This window comes from Saccharopolyspora hirsuta, from assembly GCF_008630535.1.
In the GTDB taxonomy this organism is placed as follows: Bacteria; Actinomycetota; Actinomycetes; order Mycobacteriales; family Pseudonocardiaceae; genus Saccharopolyspora; species Saccharopolyspora hirsuta.
This window is the reverse complement of record NZ_VWPH01000005.1, coordinates 183,070-208,284: the sequence shown is the minus strand read 5'-3', so window position 1 is coordinate 208,284 and position 25,215 is coordinate 183,070. Positions and strand designations below refer to the sequence as shown.

The following is a 25,215-nucleotide window of genomic DNA, read 5'->3' as shown; positions in this document are numbered from 1 at the left end:
AATTGGAACCAACGCCGACTGTGACAATGAATGTTGACAATGTCGGTACGCTCCGGGGTATGGCTCGCACTCGGGAACCGGACACCGGCAGATGGCTCGACACCAGCGACGGACTGCGGTTGGCCGTGCGCGAGCACGGCGATCCGGCGGCCCCGACCGTGCTGGCGGTGCACGGCTATCCCGATGACCAGTCGATCTGGGACGGGGTGGTCGCCGCGCTCGCCGGGCGCTTCCGGGTGGTCACCTACGACGTGCGCGGTGCGGGGGAGTCCGACAAGCCGCGCCGCACCGAGGCCTACCTGCTGGACCAGCTCGCCGACGACCTCGGCCGGGTCGCGGACCTGGTCAGCCCGGACCGGCCGGTGCACCTGCTGGCGCACGACTGGGGCTCGATCCAGGCGTGGCACGCGGTGACCGAGCCGCGGCTGGCGCACCGGTTCGCCTCGTTCACCTCGATCTCCGGGCCGTGCCTGGACCACGCGGGGCGGTGGATGCGCGAGAAGCTGCGGCACCCGACCCCGCGGTCGCTGCGCAAGCTGGTCAACCAGCTGATCTTCTCCGGCTACATCGGCTTCTTCCAGCTCCCCGCGCTGCCGGAGCTGGCCTGGCGGACCGGGGTGATGGGGCGGCTGATCAGCACGCTGGAGCGCCTGGACCCGCGCACCGCCCAGAACCCGACGCGCCCTGCGGTGTCCGACGGCGTGCGAGGACTGGCGCTGTACCGGGCGAACATGCGCGAACGCCTGGGCGATCCGGGGGAGCGGCGCACCGACATCCCGGTCCAGGTGCTCTCGCCCACGGGCGACCCGTTCGTCTCCACCCCGATGCAGACCGAGATCGCCCCGTGGGTGGCCAACCTGCGGATCCGCCGCGTCCCGGGCGGGCACTGGTTGCCGCGAAGCCGCCCCGACCTGGTCGCCCGGTGCGCCGGGGAGCTCGTCGAGCACGTCGAGGGCGGCACCGAGACGCGCGGTCTGCGGCGCAGCCGCGTGCGCCCGGGGCGGCGCGACTTCCAGGACCAGCTGGTGGTCGTCACCGGTGCGGGCGGCGGGATCGGCAGGGCGACCGCAGCGGCGTTCGCCGCCGAAGGCGCCCACGTGGTCGTCGCCGACATCGACGAGGCCGCCGCCGAGAACACCGCCGCGCTGATCACCCGCACCGGGGCCGGTGCGACGCCCCACTGCGTGGACGTCGCCGACGGTGCGGCGGTGGAGCGCTTCGCCAAGCAGGTGCACGCCGAGCTGGGCACACCCGACGTGGTGGTCAACAACGCCGGGATCGGCCTCGCGGGGGCGTTCCTGGACACCTCGGACGCCGACTGGGAGCGGGTCATCGACATCAACCTGTGGGGCGTCATCCACGGCTGCCGGCAGTTCGCGCGGCAGATGATCGACCGGGGCGAGGGCGGGCGGATCGTCAACATCGCCTCGGCCGCCGCGTACCTGCCGTCCCAGCTGCTCCCGGCCTACGGCACCACGAAGGCCGCGGTGCTGGCCCTCAGCCAGTCCCTGCGCGCGGAGCTGGCTGCCGACGGCATCGGAGTCACCGCGGTGTGCCCGGGCCTGGTCAACACCGGCATCACCACCAGCACCCGCTTCGCCGGTGCCGACGACGCCGAGCAGGCGCGGCGGCAGCAGGCGGCCAAGCGGCTCTACCAGCGGCGCAACTTCACCCCGCAGCGCGCCGCGGCCGAAATCCTGCGCGCCACCCGCCGCAACGCCGCGATCGCGCCGGTCACCGCCGAGGCCAAGGTCGGGCTGGTGCTCTCCCGCCTCACCCCGGGGCTGCTGCGCGCCGCGGCCCGGGCCGAGCTGACACCCCGCTGAAGGAGGTCGGACCATGTCCCACATCGACCCCGGTGAGCCGGACCGCGTCGCGCTGCAGGCCCGCGACGTGGAGTTCGACTGGTCGCAGCTGCCGGTGCACTGGATCCCCGGCGAGCCCTTCGCCACGCACGTGATCAACTTCCTGCACCTGGTGCTGCCGGAGGGCGAGCGCTGGTTCGTCGAGGTCTTCAAGCAGGCGCTGCCGCTGATCCGGGACGACCAGCTGCTGGAGGACGTGCGCGGCTTCATCGGGCAGGAGGCGATGCACGCCGAATCCCACCAGGGCGTGCTGGACCACTTCGACGCGCACGGCATGGACACCCGGCCCTACGTCGAGCAGGTCGCCTGGATGTTCCGCAAGGTCCTCGGCGACCGGCCCTACGGCGGTCGCCGCGCCGAGTCGTGGCTGGTGCAGCGGCTGGCGATGATCGCGGCCATCGAGCACTACACGGCGTTCCTCGGCCAGTGGGTGCTCGACGCGAAGGGGCTGGACGCGGCCGGTGCCGACCCGACCATGCTCGACCTGCTGCGCTGGCACGGCGCGGAGGAGGTCGAGCACCGCTCGGTGGCCTTCGACCTGTACATGCACGTCGACGGCAGCTACCTGCGGCGCAGCCACGCGATGGTGATCGCGATGGTGGTGCTGGCCGTGCTGTGGGTGCGCGGCGTGCGCTACCTGATGGCCGCCGACCCGGTGCTGCGCGGTCGCCGCAAGCCGCGCTGGCGGGACATGCTGCGCACCGGGCGGCTCGGCCTGACGCCCAGCTACTGGCAGATGCTGCGCGCCGTCCCGTCCTACTTCCGGCGCGGGTACCACCCGTCCCAGCACGGCTCGACGAGCCAGGCGATCGCCTACCTGGCCAAGTCCCCGGCCGCGCAGGCGGCGGAGCACTGATGGCCGGAGCTCGCGCGGTGCCCCGGGCGCTCAGCGGTCGCGGACCGGACCGCTTCCTGTGGGCGCTGGACAAGATGGCCACCGGCATGGAGTGGTTGCAGCGCAACAGCCGCCGCAACCGGCCGCCGATCGCGGCGGTGGACCGCGACATCCCGCTGGAGGTCGCCGAGGTCCGGGCCGAAGCCGACGACGTGGTCAGCCTGCGCCTGGTCGGAGAGGGGCTGCTCCCGGCCTGGCAGCCCGGCGCGCACCTGGACGTCGTGCTGCCGTCGGGGCGCACCCGCCAGTACTCGTTGTGCGGCGAACCGGGCGACCGGCGGTACTACCGGGTGGCGGTGCGGCGACTCGCCGACGGTGCGGGCGGCTCCCGCGAGGTGCACGACGAACTGCGGCCGGGCAGCCGGATCACCGCCCGCGGGCCCCGCAACGCCTTCCCGTTCATCACCGCGGAGCGGTACCTGTTCATCGCGGGCGGCATCGGGATCACGCCGATCCTGCCGATGGTGCGCACGGCGGCCGCGCGCGGCGCGGACTGGCGGTTCGTCTACACCGGACGGTCGCGGGAATCGATGCCGTTCCTCGACGAGCTGGCCGAGCTGGACCCGGAGCGGGTGTGGGTCCGCCCGGACACCGAGTTCGGCATCCCCGCCTCCGGCGCGGAACTGCTCGAGCACGCCCCGCCCGGGGCCGCGGTGTACTGCTGCGGGCCGATCCCGATGATCACCGGCGTGCGGCTGGACCTGCCCGGCAGCACGGCGGATTCGCTGCACTGGGAACGGTTCTCGGCGCCCCCGATCATCGACGGCGAGCCGTTCACCGTCGAACTCGCCCGCACCGGGCGCACGGTCGAGGTCCCGGCGGACCGCACGGCGCTGGAAGCCATCACCGAGGTCCTGCCGCAGGTGTCCTACTCGTGCCGCCAGGGCTTCTGCGGCACCTGCCACGTCCGGGTCCTCGACGGCGCGGTGGATCACCGGGCGCGGGCGGCGGACGACCACATGGCGATCTGCGTGTCCCGGTCCGCCGGCCGCGTGGTCCTAGACCTCTGAGCCGACCCGGTCGAGGAAGTCGCCGACCGCCGCGGCGAATTCCGGGTAGTGGGTGAGGTGGGCGTCGTGCCCGGCGCCGGCGATCGACACCAGCTCGGTGTTGGCGCGGCTGCGGGTCATCCGCTCGGCCAGTTCCGGGCCGATCACCGGGCTGTCCGCGCCGCGCAGCAGCAGCACGGGTTGTGAGCTGCCGGTCCAGTCCGGCCACCACGTGCCGCGCACCTGGCGCTTGATCTCGCTGATGTCGGCCGCGCGCCACCGGAAGAACCAGCCGCGGTCGTCCTCGACAGCGCTTTCCAGGAAGTACTCCGGTGCTTCCACGAGGGGTTCGAGCGCGGTGCGCATGCTTTGCAGGTTGGGGAACCGGTCGGGCAAGTCGTCCAGCGAGTGGTCGTCGGGCACCGCGAGTTCGGCGCCGACGTCGACCACGACCGCTGCGGCGACGAGCTCGGGCCGCCGTGCTGCGAGCTGGTAGGCGTTGATCCCGCCGAGCGAGTGCCCGAGCACCACGGCTGGTGCCAGCCCCAGCTGTTCGACGACCGCGGCCGCATCGGCGACGAACGCCTCGCGGCTGACGTCGTCGCTGCGATCGGACCTGCCGTGGCAGCGCTGGTCGACCGCGATGATCCGCCAGCGCGGGCCGAGGGTGTCGGCGAGCCGGAGGAACGTCCGGCTGCGCCCGTAGGCGCCGTGCAGTGCGAGGACGGGGCGGCCGGGGCCGCCGGAATCGACGTACGCGAGCCGCATTCCGGCCGGGGTGGTGAGGAACTGGGTGTCGGGCACGGGTGACCTCCTGATCTCCGAACGGCGCAGACTCTAACAGAGGTATCTCGATTCGAGGTAGCGAGTTATCGTGGTGCCGCCGAACCGCGCCGGACGACAGGGAGAACGCGCTTGCTGACGCTGTCGATCTTGGGGTTCCTCGCCGAGGAACCGCTGCACGCCTACGACTTGCGGACCCGGATCTCCGGTCTGAGCGGCCACGTGCGCCCGGTCAGCGACGGCGCGCTCTACCCGGCGATCAACCGGTTGCGCAAGGCCGGGCACGTGTCCCGGCACGAGGCGCCGGGCAAGTCGGCGGTGCCGCGGCAGGTGCTGTCGCTGACCGACAGCGGGCGGGAGGAGTTCCTCCGCCGGTTGCGCGAACCGGCGGAGGTCGAGATCACCGACCGCAACTCGTTCCTGGTGCTGCTGGCGTTCCTGGGCGCGCTGCCCGACCCGGCCGACCAGGCGCGCGTGCTGCGCCGCAGGCTGGCCTTCATGGAGCAGCCGGCCAGCTACTTCTACGAGGACGGGCGGCCCCTCCGCGCCGCTGACATGACCGACCGGTTCCGCAGGGGCATGCTCACCATCGCTGCGGCCACCAGCCGCGCGGATGCGGCGTGGTTGCGCAAGACCCTCGCCGAGCTCGAGCAGGAAGCCGGGGGCTGACTCCCGCGCGGCGGCGGAGTGACCGAAAATCACGCGACGACGCACCCCGTCGGGCGTAGTGTCGAGGTGCTGTCGATCTCGGGAGGATTCGTGGAACTCGCCGGACTCGTGGAGGTCACCTCGGAGGCGGAGCTGCGGGACGTCATCGGCGAACCGCTGCAGAGGGTGCGGGACAAGGCGCGCCCCGCGCTGCACGGGATCGACCGGCAGTGGCTGGCCGCTTCACCGTTCTGCCTGATCGCGACCGCCGGCGCGGACGGATCCTGCGACGTCTCGCCGAAGGGCGACCCGGCCGGGTTCACCCTGGTGCTCGACGACACCACGATCGCGATCCCGGAGCGCCCGGGCAACCGGCGCGCCGACGGCTTCCGCAACATCCTGGCGAACCCGCACGTCGGGCTCGTCTACTTCCTCCCCGGACGCGGTGACACCCTGCGCATCAACGGCCGAGCCCGGCTGGTGCGCGACGCGCCGTTCTTCGACGACATGGTCGTCAAGGGGCACCGCCCGGTGCTGGCGGTGGTGGTCGAGATCGAGGAGATCTTCCACCACTGCGCCAAGGCGTTCCTGCGCTCCGGGCTGTGGAAGCCCGAGACCTGGCAGCCGGACGCGGTGCCCTCCCGGCCGCAGATCGCCAAGCTCATGGAACGTCCGGACGAGTCACTGGCCGAGCTGGAGCGCTACTACGGCGACGAGTACGCCAACCACCTCTACTGACCCGGCTTGCAGCCTTCGGCCGTCGGGTTTCTCCTGGTAGCACGCGTGCAGGGAGGGGATCCGATGGCCGAGTGGCTCGGCTGGCCGGTGCTCCGGCAGCTGACCGGTGCGGATCCGCTGGGCAGGGGCCCGGCGGCCCGTTCGAGGCGCACCGACGCCCGGCGGGCCCGCACCGAGTACGCCGATGCGGTGGTCCGCTCGGTGTGCCCGTACTGCGCGGTCGGCTGCGGGCAGCGCGTCTTCGTGCAGGACGGCGCGGTCACCCAGATCGAAGGCGACCCCGATTCGCCGATCAGCCGCGGCCGGTTGTGCCCGAAGGGCTCGGCCAGCCGGGAGCTGGTCACCTCCCCGCTGCGGCAGCGCAAGGTCCGCTACCGACGCCCGCACGGCACCGGGTGGGAGGACCTCGACCTGGACACCGCGCTGGACATGATCGCCGACCGGGTGCTGGCCACCCGGGCCGCCACCTGGCAGGACGCCACCGCCGACGGGCGTCCGCTGCGCCGCACCACGGGCATCGCGAGCCTCGGAGGAGCGACCCTCGACAACGAGGAGAACTACCTCATGAAGAAGCTCTACACCGCTCTCGGCGCGATCCAGGTGGAGAACCAGGCGCGCATTTGACACTCCTCCACGGTGCCCGGTCTGGGCACCTCCTTCGGGCGCGGCGGCGCCACCACCTTCCAGCAGGACCTCGTCAACGCCGACTGCATCCTCATCCAGGGGTCCAACATGGCCGAAGCGCACCCGGTCGGCTTCCAGTGGGTGGTGGAGGCCAAGCGGCGCGGCGCCACCGTCATCCACGTCGACCCGCGGTTCACCCGCACCTCGGCGCTGGCGCACCGGCACGTCCCGCTGCGCGCGGGCAGCGACATCGCGTTCCTCGGCGCGCTGATCAACCACGTGCTGAGCACCGACGCCTACTTCCACGACTACGTCGTCGCCTACACCAACGCGGCGATGATCGTCGGCGAGGACTTCCGCGACACCGAGGACCTCGACGGCGTCTTCTCCGGGTTCGACGCCGAGGTCGGCAGCTACGACACGACCAGCTGGCAGTACGAGGGCAGCACCGCGGTGCCGTCGGTCGGCGGCCACGGCCCGGAGGTCCCGACCAAGCCGCACGGCCGGGAGCGCGACGCCAGCCGCCCCGAGCGCACCGGTTCCGGCGGGCCGGTCTACCACGGCCGGGCCAGCACCGATCCGACGCTGCAGCACCCGCGCTGCGTGTTCCAGCTGCTCAAGCGGCATTACGCTCGCTACACGCCGGAGCTGGTGGAGGAGGTCTGCGGGGTGCCGCGCGAGGACTTCCAGTGGGTCGCCGACCAGCTGGTGGCCAACTCCGGCCGGGACCGCACCACGGCGGTGGTCTACTCGGTCGGCTGGACCCACCACACCGTCGGCGTGCAGTACATCCGCGCCGCGTCGATCCTCCAGCTGCTGCTGGGCAACATCGGCCGTCCCGGCGGGGGGATCCTGGCGCTGCGCGGGCACGCCAGCATCCAGGGCTCCACCGACATCCCGACGCTGTTCAACCTGCTGCCCGGCTACCTGCCGATGCCGCACGCCGACGCCGACTTCGACGTGGACTCCTTCGTCGCACCGGACGAGCAGGCCTGCGGCTACTGGGCCAACATGCGCGCCTACCTGGTCAGCCTGCTCAAGGCGTGGTGGGGCGAGCACGCCACCGCCGACAACGACTTCTGCTTCGACCGGCTGCCCAGGCTGACCGGTGACCACGGCACCTTCCAGACGGTGATCGACCAGATCGAGGGCCGCTGCCGGGGCTACTTCGTGATCGGGGAGAACCCGGCGGTGGGCACCGCCAACGCCCGCCAGCAGCGGCTGGGCCTGGCCAACCTGGACTGGCTGGTGGTGCGCGACCTCAACCTCGTCGAGACGGCCACCTTCTGGCAGGACGGCCCGGAGATCGAGACCGGCGAGCTGCGCACCGAGGACATCGGCACCGAGGTCTTCTTCCTGCCCGCGGCCGCGCACACCGAGAAGGACGGCACCTTCACCAACACCCAGCGGCTGCTGCAGTGGCACCACAAGGCCGTCGAACCGGCCGACGACCAGCGCAGCGACCTGTGGTTCTTCTACCACCTGGGGCGGCGGCTGCAGCAGAAGGCGCAGGACACCGAGCGCGACCGCCCGCTGCGGGAGCTGACCTGGGACTACCCGACCGAGGGCGAGATCGAGGAGCCGAGCGCGGCGGCCGTGCTGGCGGAGATCAACGGCTCGGGTCCCGACGGAGCACCGCTGTCGTCCTACACCCAGCTGCGCGCGGACGGCTCCACCCGCTGCGGCTGCTGGATCTACTGCGGCGTCTTCGCCGACGGCGTCAACCAGGCGGCGCGCCGCCGACCGGGCCGGGAGCAGTCGTGGGTCGCGCCGGAGTGGGGCTGGGCCTGGCCAGCCAACCGGCGGCTGCTCTACAACCGCGCGTCGGCGGACCCGGACGGCCGACCGTGGAGCGACCGCAAGGCCTACGTCTGGTGGGACGCGCAGCGCGGCGAGTGGACCGGGCACGACATCCCCGACTTCGACCGCACCAAGCGCCCGGACTTCGTGCCCGACCCGGAGGCCACTGGACCGGAGGGCATCGCGGGCACCGAGCCGTTCATCATGCAGAGCGACGGCCGCGGCTGGCTCTACGTCCCGGCCGGGCTGGTCGACGGCCCGCTGCCCGCGCACTACGAACCGCAGGAATCGCCGGTGGCCAACCGCGTGCACCCCGAGCAGCAGCGCAACCCGGCGCGCCAGGTGCTCTCCCGGCCGGAGAACCGCTACCAGCCCAGCGGGGCGGAGCCGGGCAGCGCGGTGTTCCCGTACGTGTTCACCACGTTCCGGCTCACCGAGCACCACACCGCGGGCGGCATGAGCCGGTGGCTGGCGCACCTGTCCGAGCTCGCCCCCGCGATGTTCCTGGAGGTCTCCCCGGAGCTGGCGGCCGAGCGCGGGCTGCGGCACCTGGACTGGGCGACCGTGATCACCGCCCGCAACGCCATCGAGGGCCGCGTGCTGGTCACCGCCCGGATGCGGCCGCTGCAGCTGGGCGAGCGCACGGTGCACCAGGTCGGCATCCCGTGGCACTGGGGCCCGAACGGGCTGACCACCGGGGACGCCGCGAACGAGCTGATCAACGTGGCGCTGGACCCCAACGTGCACATCATGGAGACCAAGGCGGGCGCCTGCGACGTCCGGCCGGGGCGGCGGCCGCGGGGTGCGGCGCTGCTCCGCTGCGTCGAGGACTACCGCAGGCGGGCGGGCATCACCGAGCGCACCGGCGTGGAGCACGCCGACGACCCGGAACTCGGAGGGAGGTGAGCCCCGTGGTCCGGAACCGGTTGAGCGGACCGCTGCCCGACCCGGCGGGGGAGGCCGGATACCCGGCCGACCACCCCGAGCGCGTCGGGTTCTTCACCGACACCAGCGTGTGCATCGGGTGCAAGGCGTGCGAGGTCGCCTGCAAGGAGTGGAACCTGCTGCCAGAGGACGGCCTCGACCTCACCGGCATGTCCTACGACAACACCGGCGCGCTGGGCGCCACGACCTGGCGGCACGTCGCCTTCGTCGAGCAGTCGTCGTCCACTGTGGATCTGGGGATGCCGGGCATGGGCGGCGACCAGGTGCGCTGGCTGATGTCCTCGGACGTCTGCAAGCACTGCACGCACGCCGCGTGCCTGGACGTCTGCCCGACCGGGGCGCTGATCCGCACCGAGTACGGCACCGTGCTCGTCCAGGACGACGTGTGCAACGGCTGCGGCTACTGCGTGCCCGCCTGCCCGTACGGGGTGATCGACGTCCGGCCCGACACCGGTGGCGCGGCCAAGTGCACGATGTGCCAGGACCGGCTCGGCGCCGGGCTGATGCCCGCCTGCGCGACCGCGTGCCCGACGGAGTCGATCCAGTACGGACCGCTCGACGAGCTGCGCGAGCGCGCCGAGCGCCGCGTGTCCGAGCTGCACGAGCAGGGGATCACCAGCGCCCGGCTCTACGGTCAGGACCCCGAGGACGGGGTCGGCGGCACCGGGGCCTTCTTCCTGCTGCTGGACGAACCGGAGGTCTACGGGCTGCCGCCCGACCCGGTGGTGACCACGCGGGACCTGCCGTCGATGTGGCGGCACGCGGCGGGCGCCGCGCTGACCGCGGCGGCGTTGATCGCGGGCTGCTTCGCGGGGAGGAAGCGGTGACCGGAGCCGAGTCCTACTACGGGCGCCCGGTGCTCAAGCCGCCGGTGTGGAAGGTGCCGGACGTGCCGCTCTACCTCTACCTGGGCGGGGTCGCCGGAGCTTCGTCGACGATGGCGGTGCTGGCGGAGGCCACCGGCCGGGCCCGCCTCGCGCGCGCCGGTCGCCTGGCCGCTGCGGCGGGAGCGACCGCCAGCGTCGGGGCGCTGGTCCACGACCTGGGGCGCCCGGCGCGGTTCCTGAACATGCTGCGCGTGCTCAAGCCGACCTCGCCGCTGAGCGTCGGTTCCTGGATCCTGGCCCCGTTCTCGGCGCTGTCCGGCGCGGCCGCGGCCAGCGAGCTGACCGGTGTGCTCCCCGGTGCGGGGCGTGCTGCGGCGACCGCTGCCGGGCTGATCGCACCCGCCATGACCACCTACACCGCGGTGCTGCTGGCCGACACGGCGGTGCCGGGCTGGCACGAGGCCTACCGGGAGCTGCCCTTCGTCTTCGCCGGAAGCGCGGTGTCCAGCGCCGGGGCGTGCGGCATGCTCGCCGCGCCGGAGGAGTCCGGACCGGCGCGGCGGATGGCGATCGCGGGTGCGGTGCTGGAACTGGCGGCGGCTCGCCGGATGCACCGCCGCGCGGGACTGGTCGGCGAGGTCTACCGGCAGGGGAGGGCCGGTGCGGTGCTGCGGACGGCGCGGACGCTGACCTGCATCGGCCTGGGCGCCGCCGCGCTGTCCGGCCGGAGCGGGCTGGCGCGCACCGCCGCGGGGCTCTGCTTGAACGCCGCCGCAGCGGCCACCCGTTACGGGATCTTCGAAGCCGGGCGTGCCTCGGCCCGCGACCCGCGCTACACCGTGCTCCCGCAACGCGCCTCCTGACCTGCGCATTCAGTCCTTCCGGAGATCTATACACCGGGTATATACATCGAGTGTATAGTTCGCCGCATGTCGATCGGTCTCACCATGCTGGGGCTGCTGGAGAGCGGCCCCGGTTACGGATACGACCTCAAGCGGGCGTACGACGCCAACTTCGGGCACGCCAAGTCGCTGGCCTACGGCCAGGTCTACTCGACGTTGTCCCGGTTGCTGCGCGACGGCCTGGTGGAGGTCGACGGGGTGGAGTCCGGGGACGGGCCCGACCGCAAGCGCTACTCGATCACCGAGTCCGGCCGCGAGCGGTTGGAGGAGTGGCTGAGCACCCCGGAGAAGCCCGTCGCGGAACTGCACAACACCCTCTACACCAAGATCGTCCTCGCGGTCCGCTCCGGCCGCGACGCCACGGCCGTGCTCGACCGCCAGCGCAGCGCGCACCTCGCGCGGATGCGCGAGCTGACCCGCCGCAAGACCGAAGCCGAACCGGGCGAGCAGCTGGTCCACGACTTCGCGCTGTTCCACCTGGAGGCCGACCTGCGCTGGCTGGAACTCGCCGTGACCCGACTCGAACCGCTCACCCAGGAGGTCTCCCAGTGACCGAACCGCTGCTGTCCGGTGTGGACCTGCACCTGTCGTTCGGGCCCACCCCGGCCCTGCGCGGCGCCGCGCTGTCGATCGACGCGGGGGAGGTGGTCGCGGTGATGGGCGCGTCCGGATCCGGCAAGTCGACGCTGCTGCACTGCCTGGCCGGCATCCGGCTGCCCGACTCCGGCAGCGTCCGGTACCGGGGCACCGACCTGACCGCGCTGTCCGACGACGAGCGCAGCTCGCTGCGCTGCGCGGAGTTCGGCTTCGTGTTCCAGTTCGGCCAGCTGGTGCCCGAGCTGACCGTGCGGGAGAACGTGGCCCTGCCGCTGCGGCTGGCCGGGACCAAGCGCCGGGAGGCCGAGGCCAGGGCCGACTCGTGGCTGGACGAGCTGGGCATCGCCGGTGTCGCCGGTTCCCGCCCCGGCGACATCTCCGGTGGTCAGGGCCAGCGCGCCGCGCTGGCCCGAGCGCTGGTGGCCGAGCCCGCGGTGGTCTTCGCCGACGAACCCACCGGCGCGCTGGACTCGGTCGGCGGCGAGCAGGTGATGGGTCTGCTCAGCCGCGCCGCGCGGGACACCGGCGCCGCGGTGCTGCTGGTGACCCACGAAGCGCGGGTCGCGGCGTACGCGGACCGCGAGGTCGTCCTCCGCGACGGCAGCACCGAGCTGGCCGAGGTGGCGCGATGACGAACTGGTTGCAGGACCTGGCCTTCGGCTTCCGGCTGGCGTTCACCGGCCACCGGCCCTGGGGGCGGCTCGTGGTGACCGCGGTGGGCATCGGGCTCGGCGTCGCGGTGCTGCTGGGCGCGGCGACGGTGCCCAACGTCCACGCCGCGCGGATCGAGCGGGAGAACCTGCGCAACCCGGTCGCCGCCGCGGATTCCCCTGGTGCGGGCGTGCTGGTGGCGAACAGCGACGTGCTGCAGTTCGGGGACTCGTCCGTCCGAGGCCTGCAGCTGCGGAACATGCGCGGGGACGCCCCGGTGGCACCGGGGCTGACGCGCAATCCCGAACCCGGCGAGATGGTGGTCTCCCCGAAGCTGCAGGAGCTGCTGCAGAGCCCGGTCGGCGAGCTGCTGCGACCGCGGCTCCCGGGGGAGGTCGTGGGCGTCATCGGGCAGGACGGCTTGACCGGCCCCGGTGAGCTGTTCTTCTACGTCGGCAGCGACTCGCTGTCGCCGCTCAGCGACCAGGTCAACGCCGTGTTCCACCACTTCGGGGAGACCGGGCAGGTCGACGCGCAGCTGGACACCAACTCCCAGCTGATCCTGCTGCTGAGCATGGCGGCGCTGCTGGTGCCGATCGTGGTCTACGTCGCGGCCACCGCGCGGCTCGCCGAAGCCGCCCGGCAGCGCCGGTTGGCGGCGATGCGCCTGGTCGGCGCCACCGGCCGCCAGGTGCGCCGGATGGCGGTGGGCGAGGCCCTGGCCGGAGCGGTGCTCGGCGTGGCCCTCGGCTGGGTGCTGTTCGCGCTGGTGAAACCGGTCGTCGAGCACGTCGGCACGGCCGACCTCACGATCTTCAGCTCCGATGTCCGGCCGGTCTGGTCGCTAGCGCTGCTGATCACGCTCGGCATCCCGGCGCTGGCGGCGCTGGTCACCACGGCCTCCCTGCGGCGCAGCATCGTCCAGCCGCTGCAGGTCGCCCGCCGGACCTCGGCGCGGCCGCGGAAGCTGGCCTGGCGGCTGGTGCCGGTGGTGGCCGGGCTCCTGGGGCTGGTGGTCATCGGCCTGGAGGGCGTCGGCGGCACGTCCGCGCTCCGCGTCTTCCTCGTGTCGGTCGTGCTGGTCCTGGCCGGTGTCCCGCTGCTGCTTCCGTGGTGCGTGGAGCGGATCGCGGGACGGCTCGGCGGTGGCTCCACGGCGTGGCAGCTCGCGGTCCGGCGGCTCCAGATGACCAGCGGGACCGCCGCCCGATCGGTCAGCGCCATCGCGGTGGTGGTGACCGGGGTGATCGCGCTGCAGACGCTCGTCGCATCGGTGGGCGCTTCGGCCGGTGAACGCGTGCTGGGGCGGGACTTCGCCACCGGCTCGGTGCTGGTCGACGCCGGGCTCCCGGAGGACCCGGCGGCGGTGCAGCAGTCGGTGCGCGAGCTGCAGGCGCTGCCCGGGGTCGACGTGCGCTCGGCGGAACTCCTCAGCTACGGCAACTCTGACCCCGACTCGTACTGGACCGTGCACATCGCGGACTGCGCGCAGATAGCCGCGCTGGCCGTGGTGACCGACTGCGCCGACGGGGACGTCTTCGCCACGACCCCGCAACCGGGCGGGGAGCACGTCGCCGGTGCGACGCTGCAGCTGCTCGACAGCTATTACGGCGCGACGGACCGGCCGACCACCGGGCAGCCGGTGTCCTGGACGGTTCCCGGCGCCGTGCGACCGGCCAACCCCGTCGCGCGGGACGGCGAGGTCGAGCTGTACGTCACCCCTGCCGCGGCGACCGGGATCCCGGACAGCACGCGCCGGGTCCGGATCCAGCTCCAGCTCGACCCGGCAGCCCCGCCGGAGGTCGTCGAGCACGTCCGCAACGTGGCGGCAGCACACCTGGTCGAACCGATGACCAGCGGCGATCACGGCACCGTGCGCACCCGACCGGACCAGGAGCGCGACGCGGTGCTGGCCGCCACGCGGCTGGCCCTGCTCGCCGGGGCGCTGGTGGTGTTCGCGCTGATCGGGTGCAGCCTGTTCGTCTCGGCCGCCGAGCAGATCCAGGAGCGGCGGCGGCCGCTGGCGGTGCTGGGCGCGGTCGGGGTGCCGCGCCGGACGATGGCGTGGTCGCTGCTGCTGCAGAACGCCGTCCCGATGCTCGTGGCCACCGCGCTCGCCGCGGTCACCGGCCTGCTGATGGGGGTGCTGGTGGTGGTGATCTCGCAGGAGGACGAGATCGCCTTCGACGTGCCCGGGATGCTCGGGCTGTTGGCCTTCGCGGCGATCGCGGTCGTGGTGGTCACCGCGCTCAGCCTCCCGGCTGCGCGCCGGGCCACCCGCCCGGAGGGGCTCCGCACGGAGTGATCCGGCGCGGGCCCGCGGTTGTCCGCGACTTCGATCGTCGGTGCTGTTCATAACTTCAGTGCTGACCAAAACAAAATCCGGCATCGGTGCACGAACCGGAGGGCAGGAAAGGCCGTGGGTCCTGGAGGGCTCGCGGCCTTTTCGTCGTCGTCGGAACTGATCGGACATGCCTGATCGCGCTCAGTACTCGCTAGATCGGGTGAGTCGTGGGCCATGTCTCACCCTGGGTGATCGGTTTTGAGTTTTTAGCGTGCCGAACGATCAAGGGGCGAGCTGCGAAAACGCCGACATCGCGCCGATCTTGTCCGCGTTTCTGTGACCATGGCCACCCGCTCACGGTTTGGTCTGCGGAATCTTGCTACGTAGCGTGGCCCCCCGTCGGCACCCCCGAGCCGACACCGCAAGACCGGAAGTCCGCAGCGCCGAACCCTGCCCCGCGGGCTTCTCGACCCCCGACACGCATCAGGGGCAGGGACCTGACGACCCGCGGAGGCAGTCCGCGCCGGAGGCCGAACCCGATCGGCCCGGTGCGCCGCCGCCGGTGCAGGAGCAGGCGCTGCTGGAGACGAAACATGGCTTTCTCCCGAGGCAAGCACCGCAAGTCCGCCACCAGCCGCAACGTCGCGCGGGTGGCGCTGGCCGGAGCGGTGGTCGCCGCTCCGTTCGCCCTGGCCATGCCGGCCAACGCCGCCTCCCAGTCCACCTGGGACGCCGTCGCGCAGTGCGAGAGCGGTGGCAACTGGTCGATCAACACCGGCAACGGCTACTACGGCGGCCTGCAGTTCAGCGCCTCCACCTGGAAGGCCTACGGCGGCACGAGCTACGCCTCGAACGCCTCGCAGGCCACCAAGGCCCAGCAGATCGCGGTCGCCGAGCGCGTGCTCCAGGCGCAGGGCCCCGGCGCCTGGCCGGTGTGCTCCAAGAAGGCCGGGCTGACCAAGGGCGGCGGCGCCGAGCACCAGGACGTGGCCTCGAGCAGCACCACCAAGAAGGTCACCCCGAAGAAGACCGAGACCAAGACCAAGACCGAGGTCAAGACGCAGGTCAAGAAGACCGTGTCGGTCGAGGGCACCTACACCGTGCAGGCCGGCGACACGCTGAGCACCATCGGTGCGAAGTTCGGCGTCGAGTGGCAGTCGATCTTCGACAAGAACCGCAACGTGATCAGCGACGCGAACCTGATCTTCCCGGGTCAGCAGCTGACCGTGAAGTGACCCACCCGGTCCGCGCGACCGGGTGATCCACAAGGAACCCCGCCTGCCTCTCTCCGGCGGGGTTCCTTGTGCTGTCCGGGGTTTCCCGTCACAGCTTGCGGCGGCGCAGGTCGGAGCGGATGTCCCAGATGGTCCACCCGATCCCGCCCAGGGCGATCCCGCCCAACGCGATCAGCAGCAGGACTTGGGTCATACCGCCTCCCTCGCAGCCGCGGGCGCAGTCCGATGCTGACCGATCAGCCGGTTGATCGCTGTTCCCCGAGGCGGTGAAAAGTCCCCGATGGGGCGATTTCCCGGCATGTTGGCACCCCGTCCGCCCTGGTGCGGGCTGGATCATGTGCGGCGACGAGTCCCGGCTCCGGCCGGGCGGAGCGAGTTCGCGCGGAAGGAGGGACGCCACGATGTCCACCGGTCACCAGGCCGCGCTCGTCGAGCTGACCAGCACCCTGCACGGCTGGGTGGGACCAGCGGCGATCACCGCCGGTGTGCTGCTGCTGATCGTCGCGCTGTATCGCCGATCCCGGGCCACACTGGCGAAGAAGCGACGGGCGGCGCGACCGGGTGCGGCCGAGTGGTGGTGACGCGCCGCCCCCGCTGACCCGGGAAGCCCGCGCGCAGCAGCGGGTGATCGAGGGGGAGGGGTGCATGGCCGAGACCACGCGGGACACCGGGCCGGAAACCGGACAGCGCTCGCAGCAGCGCTGGCAGGTCGTGCCCGCACCGGTGCAGCCGCCGCCCCGCGGCGCGCACCGGCTCGACCTGCGGACCACCATCGCGATCGACCTGGGACGGCTGGCCGCCACGATGTCGCGGCGGCTCGGCCTGGGCAGCGGCGCGATGATCGGCGGCAGGCTGGCACTGGCCCTGCAGCCGCAGGCCCTGCGCAGGTTGGCGCTCGGTCGGCGCGTGGTGATGGTGACCGGCACCAACGGCAAGACCACCACGACCCGGATGGTGGCCGAGGCGCTGCGCTCGCGAGCCCCGGCGGTCAGCAACGCCACCGGGGCCAACATGCTCGACGGCCACGTCGCCGCGCTGATGACCCGGCCCGGTGCGCCCTTCGCCGCGCTGGAGGTCGACGAGCTGCACCTGGCGCAGGTGACCGAGCAGTTCGAACCGGCCGTGATCCTGCTGCTCAACCTGAGCCGGGACCAGCTGGACCGGGTCGGTGAGATCCGGACGGTGGCCGAGAGCCTGCGACGCGCTCTCGCCCGAGCGCCCGGGGCGCACGTGATCGCCAACCGGGACGACCCGAACATCGTGTTCGCGGCCGCCGACCACCCCGGCGTCACGTGGATCTCCGGCGGCGCCCGCTGGAAGGGCGACGCGCTGAACTGCCCGCGCTGCGGCGCGTTCCTCGGCGACGCCGACGGGGACTGGCGCTGCGAGTGCGGCCTGTCCCGCCCCGAAGCGGACTGGACGGTCACCGCCGATGCCGCGGTCGCCGCCGACGGCACCCGCTACGAGCTCGACCTGGCCCTGCCCGGCCAGGTCAACCGGGTCAACGCGACGTTCGCGCTCGCCGCCGCGGAGCGCCTGGGCTGCGACCACGGCGCAGCCGTGCAGCGCATCCAGCAGATCAGCCAGGCCGCGGGCCGCTACGGCACGGTGCGGCTGGCGGGCCGCGCGGTGCGCCTGCTGCTGGCGAAGAACCCGGCGAGCTGGCTGGAGATGCTCGACCTGGTCTCCGCCGAGCAGCACCCGCTGGTGCTGGTGGTCAACAGCCGGGAGGCCGACGGCTACGACGTGTCCTGGCTCTGGGACGTCGACTTCGAGCTGCTGGGCGGTCGTCCGGTGCGGCTGGCCGGGGACCGCGCGCTCGACCTCGCGGTGCGGCTGCACTACGCCGGGGTCCCGGCCACCGTCTCGGCCACGGTGGACGACGCCCTGGCCGGGACCGAGGACGGGGTGCCGGACATCATCGCCAACTACACCGCGTTCCGCGATCTCGTCGCCCGGAGCCGGTCATGATGCGCGACCGGGTCCGCCTGGCCCTGGTGCTGCCGGACCTGCTGGGCACCTACGGCGACCGGGGCAACGTGATCGTGCTGGCCCAGCGGCTGAAGTGGCGCAACATCGACAGCGAGACGGTGACGGTGCTGTCCTCCTGGGACGCGGTGCCGGAGTCCTGCGACCTGTACCTGGTCGGCGGGGGAGAGGACGTCGCGCAGGTCGCGGCCGTGCGGTTCCTCCGCCGCGGGCGGGGACTGCGCAGCGCGGTGGACCGCGGCGTCCCGGTGCTCGGCGTCTGCGGCGGGTTGCAGGTCCTGGGGACCAGCTTCGTCACCGGCGACGGCGCGCGGCACGAGGGGCTCGGGCTGGTCGACGCCGACACCGAACCCGGTGACGGGCGGGCGATCGGCGAGGTCACGACGCAGTCGACGCTGATGGGCATCGGGATGCTGACCGGGTTCGAGAACCACCTGGGCCGGACCCGGGTGGGCGCCGACTCGCGCCCGCTCGGCCGGGTCGTGCGGGGCATCGGCAACGGGCACGACTCCGCCGAGGGCGTGGTGCGGGGACACGTGGTGTGCACCTACATGCACGGCCCGGTCCTGGCGCGCAACCCGAGGCTGGCGGACCTGCTGCTGGAGTGGGCGATCGGCGAGCCGCTGGAGCCGCTGCCGGACCCGCCCGAACTGCGGGCCCTCCGCGCCCAGCGGAGCAAACCGCCCGCGCGCAACCGCAAGTGAGCCCTCAGCGCCGGACGATCCGGGCCAACCGGGCGACTGCGGGCTTCAGCTCCGGTGCCCGGAACAGCGCCAGCGCGGCGAAGCTGACCCCCAGCACCACCACGGTGTGGATGATCAGCGAGATCCACGCGTCGGCCGCTGGCCCGAGCGGGCCGAAGGCGCCGCGCACGGCCGCCACGACCGCGATGGAGCAGGCGCACCCGAGGGCGGTCGCGGCGATGCTGCGCCCGATCGCGACCAGTGTGCTCCTGGTCCGCAGGCGGCCCACCCGGCAGTGCAGCCAGATCTGCCCGGCGATCGCGCCGACCGCGAAGCTCGCCGACATCGCTGCGGTCACCCCGACGACCAGGTCGCGGGGATCCGCGGTGGCCAGCACCAGGTAGCACAGCGCGCTGCGCACCACGACCATGATCACGTTGATCCAGGTCGGGGTGCGGGCGTCGTGCATGGCGTAGAAGGCGCGCAGCTGGAGCATCGTGATGGCGAACGGGACCACCCCGAGCGCGGCCGCGGCCAGGGCGTACCCGAGCCGGTCGGCGGCGGCCACATCGCTGGCGCCCAGCGAGAAGAACGCCACCGCGAGCGGGCCGCCCGCGACGACCAGCAGCGCGCTGATCGGCATCAGCAGCACCGAGCTCATCCGGGTGCCCAGCGCCAGGTCGGCGACGAAGGCGGAGGTGTCCTCGGCCGCGGCGGCCTTGCTGATCCGCGGCATGAGCGCGGTCAGCAGCGAGACGCCGAGCACCCCGTAGGGCACCTGGGACAGCAGCCAGGCGTAGTTGAACGTCGCGACGCTGCCCGGGGTGCCCTGGCCGGTCACGCGGGTGATCACCACCATGCCCACCTGGCTGACCAGCGTGTAGAGCACCACCCAGCCAGCTAGACCGCCGAATTCCGACAGCCGCCGGTCCCAGCCCCAGCGCCACCGGTAGCGGAAGCCGCTGCGCCGCAGCGACACCACCATGATCAGCGTCTGCGCGGCGATGCCCAGCGCGGTGCCGATGCCCAGGACCAGCAGCTTCGGCTCACCCATCCGCACCGGGTGGGTGGAGATCTCGCTGGGCACCAGCGCGTACACCACGACCGTGGTGATCACCACGAGGTTGTTCACCACCGGAGCCCACGCGGGGGTGCCGAACACGCCGCGCACGTTGAGGATGGCCTGCAGCAGCGCGGACAGCCCGTAGAAGACGATGCCGGGCAGCAGGAGGTAGGCGAAGGCCGTGGTCAGCGCCGCGTTCGCCCGGGTGTCCGGGCCCAGGTAGAGCTCGGTGAGCAGGGGAGCGGCGGCCACCGCTGCTGTGGTGGCCACCAGCAGCAGCACCCCACCCATGGTGATCATCCACCGGGCGTACTCGGTGCCCTCGCGCTGTCCCCGCTGCTGCGCGCGCACCAGCAGCGGAACGGCGATGCTGGTGAGCACCCCGCCCAGCAGCAGCTCGTTGACCACCGTCGGCAGCGTGTTGGCCACGGTGTAGGAGTCGTTGACCACGCCGAGGCCGAGCACGGCGACCAGCAGCACCTTCGCCAGCAGCCCGCTGACCCGGCTGGTGGCGGTGGCCACGGCCATCGTCGCGCTCGCGCGGGCCAGCGAGGTGCCGCGCACCTGGGATTCGGCCTGGTCGACCACGTTCCTCCCCAGCGTCGGCGACTTCCGGCGGAAGTCGACCAGCTCCCGCCGACCGTGCCACGGATCACCCGGATCCGCCGGACGAGCGCGGGACGTGGCAACCTGATCGCACGGGTCCGGAACGGGGGACGAGCGATGATCGTGGTCGGTGGGCTGCTGCTGGTGGCCGGTGCGGTCGTGGCGGTGGTGTACGGCGGGGACGCGGCGGGCGGCTGGCTGCTGCCGGTCGGGCTGATCGCCGCCGGGCTGGGCATGCTCCTGGCCGGGGCGGCGGCCGCGGTGCGCCGTCGGGTCCCGCTGCTGGCGGCGGTCCGCGCGCACCGGGCGACGCCGGTGGGCAGCCCGCTGCGCAGGGCGCGGGCGGTGCCGGGGATGATCGCGGCGACGGCCCGCGGCCGCAATCCGGTGCTGCCGCGCTACCAGCTGCTGCTGTGGCTGATCGCGGTCGTCTACGTGATCTCGCCGATCGACTTCATCCCCGAGTTCCTGCCGCTGCTGGGCATCGGGGACGACATCGGCGTCGGCGCCTGGCTGCTGACCAGCCTGTACGCGGAGTCGGGCAACTACCTGGCGGCGCGGCAGCAGCGCGAGGTCGAAGCGGAGTAGCCGTCAGGTGCTGCTGGGCTCCGGCTCGGTCGGGGTGCTGCGGCGGCGGCCGAACAGCCCGTGGTCGATGGACCAGCGGCCCCCGTTGAACCCCAGCGCGAGGGCGGCCACCCCGATGATCAGCGGGAGTTCGAAGCCCTCGGGCGAGAAGATGCCGTGCGGCAGGTGCACGAAGAACACCGCGCCCGCCATCACGACGGCGATCAGGATGCCGACCAGCGGCAGCAGGAGCCCGAGGATCAGGAAGGCGCCGCCGACCAGCTCCACCAGCGCGGTGAACCAGGCGGACAGCTGCGGCAGCGGGATGTTCATCTGGGCGAAGCTGTCCGCGACCGCGCCCATCCCGTAGTCGACGAGCTTCTGCCAGCCGTGCGCGATCAGGACGATGCCGATGCCGAGCCGTCCGATGAAGGCGAAGAAGTCGCGTACCGCGTGCATGACGTGCCCTCCTGTCCGGGTGCGCCTACCAGTCTGGTGCCAGCACCGGCCGCGGTCATCTCGGAGCGCTCGCGGGCACGTCGGCGCGGGGGCCGGAGTCGCGCCCGGCCCCCGATCGCGAGCTCAGCCCTTGAGCAGGTTGCGCGCCATGACCATGCGCTGGATCTGGTTGGTGCCCTCGTAGATCTGGGTGATCTTGGCGTCGCGCATCATCCGCTCGACCGGGAAGTCGCGGGTGTAGCCCGCGCCGCCGAACAGCTGCACCGCGTCGGTGGTGACCTCCATGGCCACGTCGGAGGCGAAGCACTTCGCCGCCGCGGAGATGAAGCCGAGGTCGGGCTCGCCGCGCTCGGCGCGGGCCGCGGCCAGGTAGACCATGTTGCGGGCGGCCTCGATCTTCATCGCCATGTCGGCGAGCATGAACTGCACGCCCTGGAAGTCGGCGATCGCCTTGCCGAACTGCTTGCGCTCCTTGACGTAGGCCAGCGAGGCGTCCAGCGCGCCCTGGGCGACGCCGACGGCCTGCGCGCCGATGGTGGGCCGGGTGTGGTCCAGGGTGCGCAGCGCCGTCTTGAAGCCGGTGCCGGGCTCGCCGATGATCCGGTCGGCCGGGATGGTGCAGTCCTCGAAGTACAGCTCCGCGGTCGGCGAGCCCTTGATGCCGAGCTTCTTCTCCTTCGGCCCCACCACGAAGCCGGGGTCGTCGGCGTGCACGACGAACGCGCTGATGCCGTTGGCGCCCTTGTCCGGGTCGGTCACCGCCATCACGGTGTACCACGTGGACACGCCGCCGTTGGTGATCCAGCACTTGCTGCCGTTGAGCACCCAGTGGTCGCCGTCGAGCCGGGCCCGGGTCTTCATCGCCGCGGCGTCGGAGCCGGCCTCGCGCTCGGACAGCGCGTAGGAGGCCATCGCTTCGCCCGAGGCGAGCGACGGCAGCACCTGCTTCTTCAGCTCCTCGGAGCCGGACAGCAGGATCGGCATGGTGCCGAGCTTGTTCACCGCCGGGATCAGCGAGGACGAGCAGCAGACGCGCGCCACCTCCTCGATCACGATGCAGGTGGCCACCGAGTCCGCGCCCTGCCCGTCGTAGGCCTCCGGGACGTGCACCGCGGCGAACCCGGATTTGACCAGCGCCTCGCGCGCCTCGCGGGGGAAGCGCTCCTGCTCGTCGACCTCGGCCGCGTGCGGGGCGATCTCCTTCTCGGCCAGGTCGCGCACCGCCTCGCGCAGGGCGTCGTGCTCCTCGGCCAGCTGGTAAATGCCGAAGTTCGGGTTCACCGGGTGCCTCCTCGTTCCCGCCGCCGTGCCCGGTGGGGGAGTCCGTCGCCGGTCCGCGCAGCTCGCGGACGCTGATTGCGACCGCCATCGTAACGGCACTGAGTGCCACTAGCAACGCGGGCCGGTGCTATATTCCGGCCATGCCCGAGGTAGTGACCCCTGCGCCGAAACGCCGCTCCGGTCGAACCGCGCACGGCCGCCGACGGGTGCGCAGCGCCCTGGCGCTGGCCGCGCTCGAGCTGTTCGCCGCGCAGGGCTTCGAGGCGACCACTGTGGACCAGATCGCGGACGCGGCGGGCGTCGGGCGGCGCACGTTCTTCCGCTACTTCCGGTCCAAGGAGGACGTCGTGTTCCCCGGGCACGACGAGCGCCTGGCCGAGGTGGTCGAGCTGCTCGAGGGCGCCGATCCGGCGGCGGACCCGCTGGTGGTGCTCGGGCGCACCGCCGAGGTGGTGCTGGAGATGTACCTGGTCGAGCCGGAGGTCTCGCTCAAGCGGTTCGAGCTGACCCGCGAGGTTCCGTCGCTGCGCGACAAGGAGATCGCCAGCATCGACCGCTACCAGCGGGTGTTCGCCCGCTACCTGCGCGAGCGCTACGCGGGGGAGCCCGGCGGGGACCTGCGGGCCGCGGTGGCGGCCGCGGCGGTGGTCGCCGCGCACAACCACGTGCTCCGGCAGTGGCTGAAGAGCGGGGGAGCGCTGGACGCCAAGCGCCTGCTGCGCGAGGCGATCGAGCAGGTCACCGAGGCGCTGTCCGGTCGGCGGTCCACAGTGGAGCCGTCCGTCGTCGAGGGGGAGAACGTGGTCGTGGGCGTCGTCCGCACCTCGGCCCCGACGGGCGTGGTGCTCAAGCAGCTCGAGGACGCGCTCCGCGAACTCCGGTAGAAGGCGGCACTCAGTGCCGATCTTGATGTGTCACATCTCAAGCGTCAATTAGCTCGATCTCTTCAGTGTTGACTGAAATTCAACCTCGAGCTCGGCCCGGGAACCCAGAACAGCTCCGACGTCAGACCCCAGGCCCACGGTCGCCGGTGTGACGCTCGAACCCGATGAGATGCGCACCGACCGGCTCGTCCTGCGCCGGGTCCGCGCCGATGACCAGCCCGCAGCGGTGGCCATCCTGTCCGACCCGGAGACCCACCGGTTCAACCCGTCCGGCCCGCCGTCGGCGGCGGACGCGGGGGAGATGCTGGCGCAGTGGCAGGCCGACTGGCGGCGGGACGGCATCGGGTACTGGGCGGTGGTGCTGCCCGGGGCCGAGCAGGTCATCGGGTTCGGTGGACTGCGGTTCCACACCGTGGGCGAGGAACCGGTGCTCAACCTCTTCTACCGCTTCAGCCCCGCGCACTGGGGGAGGGGATACGCCTCCGAGATGGCGCGAGCGGCGGTCGGCTGGGCGGAGCGGACCCAGGCCGACCGGCCGGTGGTGATCATGACCGACCCGGGCAACGAGCCGTCCCAGCGTGTAGCGGAGAAGCTCGGGTTCGCCGTCGCGGGGGAGGTCCAGCGGCCGGGCGGGCCGCTGCTGGTGTGGCGGCGCTGATCAGCAGGCGATGTCGGCGGTCCGCAGCCTGCGGCGCACCACGTCCCAGTCCGGATCGACGACCTCCGGCTGCACGCCGCCGACGCCGATGTCCTTGAAGCCGCTGGAGGTCGCCACGCACACCACGGGTCCGTCGAACTCGTCGCGCACCTGCCGGAACCCCGCGAGCCCGGCGGCCGAGGAGAGCTCGTACCAGAGCCCGGAGCGGCCCAGGTCCTGCTGGGCCTGCGCCAGCTCCGCGTCGTCGACCAGCAGCGCGCGCCCGACGCTCTCCCGCACCGCCACGGTCGCCCGGTAGCCGCCCACCGGGCAGTTGATCCCGTAGGCGTCGGTCGGCCCGATCTCGACCGAGGTCGCCGGGAGGCCCTCGGCGAGGGCGCGGTTCAGCGGTCCGCCCGCGGCGGGCTCGCAGGCGAACATCCGGGGAGTCGCGGGGGCGAGGCCGAGGCGGACGAGTTCGGCGAAGCCCTTCCACGCGCCGAAGAGCAGTTCGCCGTACCCGGTCGGCACGAACAGCGCTGCGGGGACGCCGATCTCGGCGAAGATCTCGTAGGCGATCGTCTTGTACCCCTCGGGCCCGAACGCGTGGCCGGTGTGCGTCGTCGTGGAGTTGCTGACCGGGTGGAACCCGGTCTCGGCGGCGATCCGGCGCAGCAGCGGCCAGCGCGCGGGAGTCGGCACCGACAGCACGACGGCCCCGTAGGAGCGGACGAACGAGTTGACGGCGGGCGGTGCCTCGGCCGAGGTGAGCACGACGCACCGTAGACCGGCGCGAGCCGCGTACGCAGCGGCGGAAGCGCCGTGGTTGCCCGAGGAGGCGACCACGACGCCGGGTGCGCCGACGCCTGCTGCCGCGCTCACCGCGACGCGGTTGAGCCGGTCCTTGTGGCTCCAGGTCGGATTCCGCGACTCGTCCTTGATGAACACCCCGTCGGCGGGGATCTCGATCAGCGGCGTGCCGCCCTCGCCGAGGCCGGGGGCCCGCAGCGGCGGCAGCAGCGGGGCCCACCGGTCCAGCCCGCTGCCGACCGGCTGCTGGAACAGCTCGACCGGCACCCGGTCGTAGTCGTAGTCGACCTCGACGGGGTAGCTGGTGGTGTCGGTGCTGCTGGCCGGACAACCGCGGGTCAGCGGCGGCCACAGGGGGTAGCGGAGGTCCGGGTCGCCCAGCGAGCGCTGGCCGGTGGCCAGCGAGAGATCGTTCACCACACCACCGGACACTAGATCAAGGACCCGGTGCGG

General features: G+C 72.6%; 23 protein-coding genes. 18 read left to right on the top strand and 5 right to left on the bottom strand.

Annotation, left to right across the window (positions count from 1 at the left end):
- The first annotated feature begins 59 nt into the window (after positions 1-59).
- The 3 genes from F1721_RS11850 to F1721_RS11840 are packed head-to-tail and all read left to right on the top strand — an operon-like array spanning position 60 to position 3,770.
- Positions 60-1,826, top strand: a complete 1,767-nt coding sequence (locus F1721_RS11850) for an SDR family oxidoreductase (RefSeq protein ID WP_150066675.1) — start codon at positions 60-62, stop codon at positions 1,824-1,826.
- Between the two features lie 13 nt (positions 1,827-1,839).
- A complete protein-coding gene (locus F1721_RS11845) occupies positions 1,840-2,721 on the top strand; it encodes a metal-dependent hydrolase (protein ID WP_150066674.1) in 882 nt (293 codons plus the stop codon).
- Positions 2,721-3,770, top strand: a complete 1,050-nt coding sequence (locus tag F1721_RS11840; protein ID WP_150066673.1) for a PDR/VanB family oxidoreductase — start codon at positions 2,721-2,723, stop codon at positions 3,768-3,770. The genes F1721_RS11845 and F1721_RS11840 overlap by 1 nt, the downstream gene beginning before the upstream one ends.
- Here F1721_RS11840 and F1721_RS11835 read toward each other — a convergent pair.
- Positions 3,759-4,553: an alpha/beta fold hydrolase gene (locus tag F1721_RS11835; RefSeq protein WP_150066672.1), complete on the bottom strand. Its 795-nt coding sequence runs from the start codon at positions 4,551-4,553 to the stop codon at positions 3,759-3,761. The two genes, F1721_RS11840 and F1721_RS11835, sit on opposite strands and share 12 nt — an antisense overlap.
- A gap of 111 nt (positions 4,554-4,664) precedes the next feature.
- Between F1721_RS11835 and F1721_RS11830 the strand changes: the two genes are divergently transcribed.
- The 12 genes from F1721_RS11830 to F1721_RS11775 all read left to right on the top strand — a co-directional run bounded on the left by F1721_RS11830 (position 4,665) and on the right by F1721_RS11775 (position 18,476).
- Positions 4,665-5,201: a PadR family transcriptional regulator gene (locus F1721_RS11830; RefSeq protein ID WP_150066671.1), complete on the top strand. Its 537-nt coding sequence runs from the start codon at positions 4,665-4,667 to the stop codon at positions 5,199-5,201.
- A 90-nt stretch (positions 5,202-5,291) separates the two neighbouring features.
- A complete protein-coding gene (locus F1721_RS11825; RefSeq protein WP_150066670.1) occupies positions 5,292-5,918 on the top strand; it encodes a pyridoxamine 5'-phosphate oxidase family protein in 627 nt (208 codons plus the stop codon).
- A 63-nt stretch (positions 5,919-5,981) separates the two neighbouring features.
- Entirely contained in the window at positions 5,982-9,248 is a 3,267-nt protein-coding gene (fdh, locus tag F1721_RS11820; protein ID WP_150066669.1) for a formate dehydrogenase, read from the top strand.
- A 5-nt stretch (positions 9,249-9,253) separates the two neighbouring features.
- Positions 9,254-10,114, top strand: coding sequence for a 4Fe-4S dicluster domain-containing protein (locus tag F1721_RS11815; protein WP_150066668.1), 861 nt, complete (start codon positions 9,254-9,256; stop codon positions 10,112-10,114).
- Positions 10,111-10,977, top strand: a complete 867-nt coding sequence (gene nrfD / locus F1721_RS11810) for an NrfD/PsrC family molybdoenzyme membrane anchor subunit (protein WP_246154701.1) — start codon at positions 10,111-10,113, stop codon at positions 10,975-10,977. The genes F1721_RS11815 and nrfD overlap by 4 nt, the downstream gene beginning before the upstream one ends.
- Before the next feature lie 66 nt (positions 10,978-11,043).
- Positions 11,044-11,568: a PadR family transcriptional regulator gene (locus F1721_RS11805; protein ID WP_150066667.1), complete on the top strand. Its 525-nt coding sequence runs from the start codon at positions 11,044-11,046 to the stop codon at positions 11,566-11,568.
- The gene (locus F1721_RS11800) at positions 11,565-12,245 is read left to right on the top strand and encodes an ABC transporter ATP-binding protein (protein ID WP_150066666.1); all 681 of its coding nucleotides are present in this window, start codon (positions 11,565-11,567) and stop codon (positions 12,243-12,245) included. Before F1721_RS11805 ends, F1721_RS11800 begins: the two co-directional genes overlap by 4 nt.
- Positions 12,242-14,569, top strand: coding sequence for an ABC transporter permease (locus F1721_RS11795; RefSeq protein WP_150066665.1), 2,328 nt, complete (start codon positions 12,242-12,244; stop codon positions 14,567-14,569). The genes F1721_RS11800 and F1721_RS11795 overlap by 4 nt, the downstream gene beginning before the upstream one ends.
- Before the next feature lie 572 nt (positions 14,570-15,141).
- Complete coding sequence (locus tag F1721_RS11790) at positions 15,142-15,783, top strand: LysM peptidoglycan-binding domain-containing protein (protein ID WP_150066664.1); 642 nt, start codon at positions 15,142-15,144, stop codon at positions 15,781-15,783.
- Positions 15,784-16,184: 401 nt separating this feature from the next.
- Positions 16,185-16,364, top strand: a complete 180-nt coding sequence (locus F1721_RS11785) for a hypothetical protein (protein ID WP_150066663.1) — start codon at positions 16,185-16,187, stop codon at positions 16,362-16,364.
- A 64-nt stretch (positions 16,365-16,428) separates the two neighbouring features.
- A complete protein-coding gene (locus F1721_RS11780; protein ID WP_150066662.1) occupies positions 16,429-17,754 on the top strand; it encodes a DUF1727 domain-containing protein in 1,326 nt (441 codons plus the stop codon).
- The gene (locus tag F1721_RS11775) at positions 17,751-18,476 is read left to right on the top strand and encodes a type 1 glutamine amidotransferase (protein ID WP_425474402.1); all 726 of its coding nucleotides are present in this window, start codon (positions 17,751-17,753) and stop codon (positions 18,474-18,476) included. Before F1721_RS11780 ends, F1721_RS11775 begins: the two co-directional genes overlap by 4 nt.
- A gap of 4 nt (positions 18,477-18,480) precedes the next feature.
- On the opposite strand, the gene murJ is transcribed toward F1721_RS11775, so the two are convergent.
- The gene (murJ, locus tag F1721_RS11770; RefSeq protein ID WP_150066661.1) at positions 18,481-20,106 is read right to left on the bottom strand and encodes a murein biosynthesis integral membrane protein MurJ; all 1,626 of its coding nucleotides are present in this window, start codon (positions 20,104-20,106) and stop codon (positions 18,481-18,483) included.
- Positions 20,107-20,241: 135 nt separating this feature from the next.
- Here murJ and F1721_RS11765 point away from each other — a divergent pair, with 135 nt between their 5' ends.
- Positions 20,242-20,712, top strand: a complete 471-nt coding sequence (locus tag F1721_RS11765) for a YkvA family protein (protein WP_150066660.1) — start codon at positions 20,242-20,244, stop codon at positions 20,710-20,712.
- 3 nt (positions 20,713-20,715) lie between these two features.
- Here F1721_RS11765 and F1721_RS11760 read toward each other — a convergent pair whose 3' ends face one another.
- Both F1721_RS11760 and F1721_RS11755 read right to left on the bottom strand, forming a co-directional pair.
- Positions 20,716-21,150, bottom strand: coding sequence for a DoxX family protein (locus F1721_RS11760; RefSeq protein WP_150066659.1), 435 nt, complete (start codon positions 21,148-21,150; stop codon positions 20,716-20,718).
- A gap of 123 nt (positions 21,151-21,273) precedes the next feature.
- On the bottom strand, positions 21,274-22,431 hold the full coding sequence (locus F1721_RS11755; RefSeq protein ID WP_150066658.1) for an acyl-CoA dehydrogenase: 1,158 nt from the start codon (positions 22,429-22,431) through the stop codon (positions 21,274-21,276).
- 140 nt (positions 22,432-22,571) lie between these two features.
- Here F1721_RS11755 and F1721_RS11750 point away from each other — a divergent pair, with 140 nt between their 5' ends.
- Both F1721_RS11750 and F1721_RS11745 read left to right on the top strand, forming a co-directional pair.
- A complete protein-coding gene (locus F1721_RS11750; protein WP_150066657.1) occupies positions 22,572-23,315 on the top strand; it encodes a TetR family transcriptional regulator in 744 nt (247 codons plus the stop codon).
- Positions 23,316-23,463: 148 nt separating this feature from the next.
- Positions 23,464-23,973 (top strand): GNAT family N-acetyltransferase, encoded by a 510-nt coding sequence (locus F1721_RS11745; protein ID WP_150066656.1) that lies wholly within the window; start codon positions 23,464-23,466, stop codon positions 23,971-23,973.
- On the opposite strand, the gene F1721_RS11740 is transcribed toward F1721_RS11745, so the two are convergent.
- The gene (locus F1721_RS11740) at positions 23,974-25,179 is read right to left on the bottom strand and encodes a threonine synthase (RefSeq protein ID WP_150066655.1); all 1,206 of its coding nucleotides are present in this window, start codon (positions 25,177-25,179) and stop codon (positions 23,974-23,976) included.
- Between the last annotated feature and the right edge of the window lie 36 nt (positions 25,180-25,215).

What these genes read in the sequence shown, in the direction of transcription:
- F1721_RS11850 (WP_150066675.1), top strand. Translation starts at nt 60, where the DNA reads ATGGCTCGCACTCGGGAACCGGACACCGGCAGATGGCTCGACACCAGC.
- F1721_RS11845 (WP_150066674.1), top strand. Translation starts at nt 1,840, where the DNA reads ATGTCCCACATCGACCCCGGTGAGCCGGACCGCGTCGCGCTGCAGGCC.
- F1721_RS11840 (WP_150066673.1), top strand. Translation starts at nt 2,721, where the DNA reads ATGGCCGGAGCTCGCGCGGTGCCCCGGGCGCTCAGCGGTCGCGGACCG.
- F1721_RS11805 (WP_150066667.1), top strand. Translation starts at nt 11,044, where the DNA reads ATGTCGATCGGTCTCACCATGCTGGGGCTGCTGGAGAGCGGCCCCGGT.
- F1721_RS11795 (WP_150066665.1), top strand. Translation starts at nt 12,242, where the DNA reads ATGACGAACTGGTTGCAGGACCTGGCCTTCGGCTTCCGGCTGGCGTTC.
- F1721_RS11790 (WP_150066664.1), top strand. Translation starts at nt 15,142, where the DNA reads ATGGCTTTCTCCCGAGGCAAGCACCGCAAGTCCGCCACCAGCCGCAAC.
- F1721_RS11785 (WP_150066663.1), top strand. Translation starts at nt 16,185, where the DNA reads ATGTCCACCGGTCACCAGGCCGCGCTCGTCGAGCTGACCAGCACCCTG.
- F1721_RS11780 (WP_150066662.1), top strand. Translation starts at nt 16,429, where the DNA reads ATGGCCGAGACCACGCGGGACACCGGGCCGGAAACCGGACAGCGCTCG.
- F1721_RS11775 (WP_425474402.1), top strand. Translation starts at nt 17,751, where the DNA reads ATGATGCGCGACCGGGTCCGCCTGGCCCTGGTGCTGCCGGACCTGCTG.
- F1721_RS11765 (WP_150066660.1), top strand. Translation starts at nt 20,242, where the DNA reads ATGATCGTGGTCGGTGGGCTGCTGCTGGTGGCCGGTGCGGTCGTGGCG.
- F1721_RS11760 (WP_150066659.1), bottom strand. Translation starts at nt 21,150, where the DNA reads ATGCACGCGGTACGCGACTTCTTCGCCTTCATCGGACGGCTCGGCATC.
- F1721_RS11750 (WP_150066657.1), top strand. Translation starts at nt 22,572, where the DNA reads ATGCCCGAGGTAGTGACCCCTGCGCCGAAACGCCGCTCCGGTCGAACC.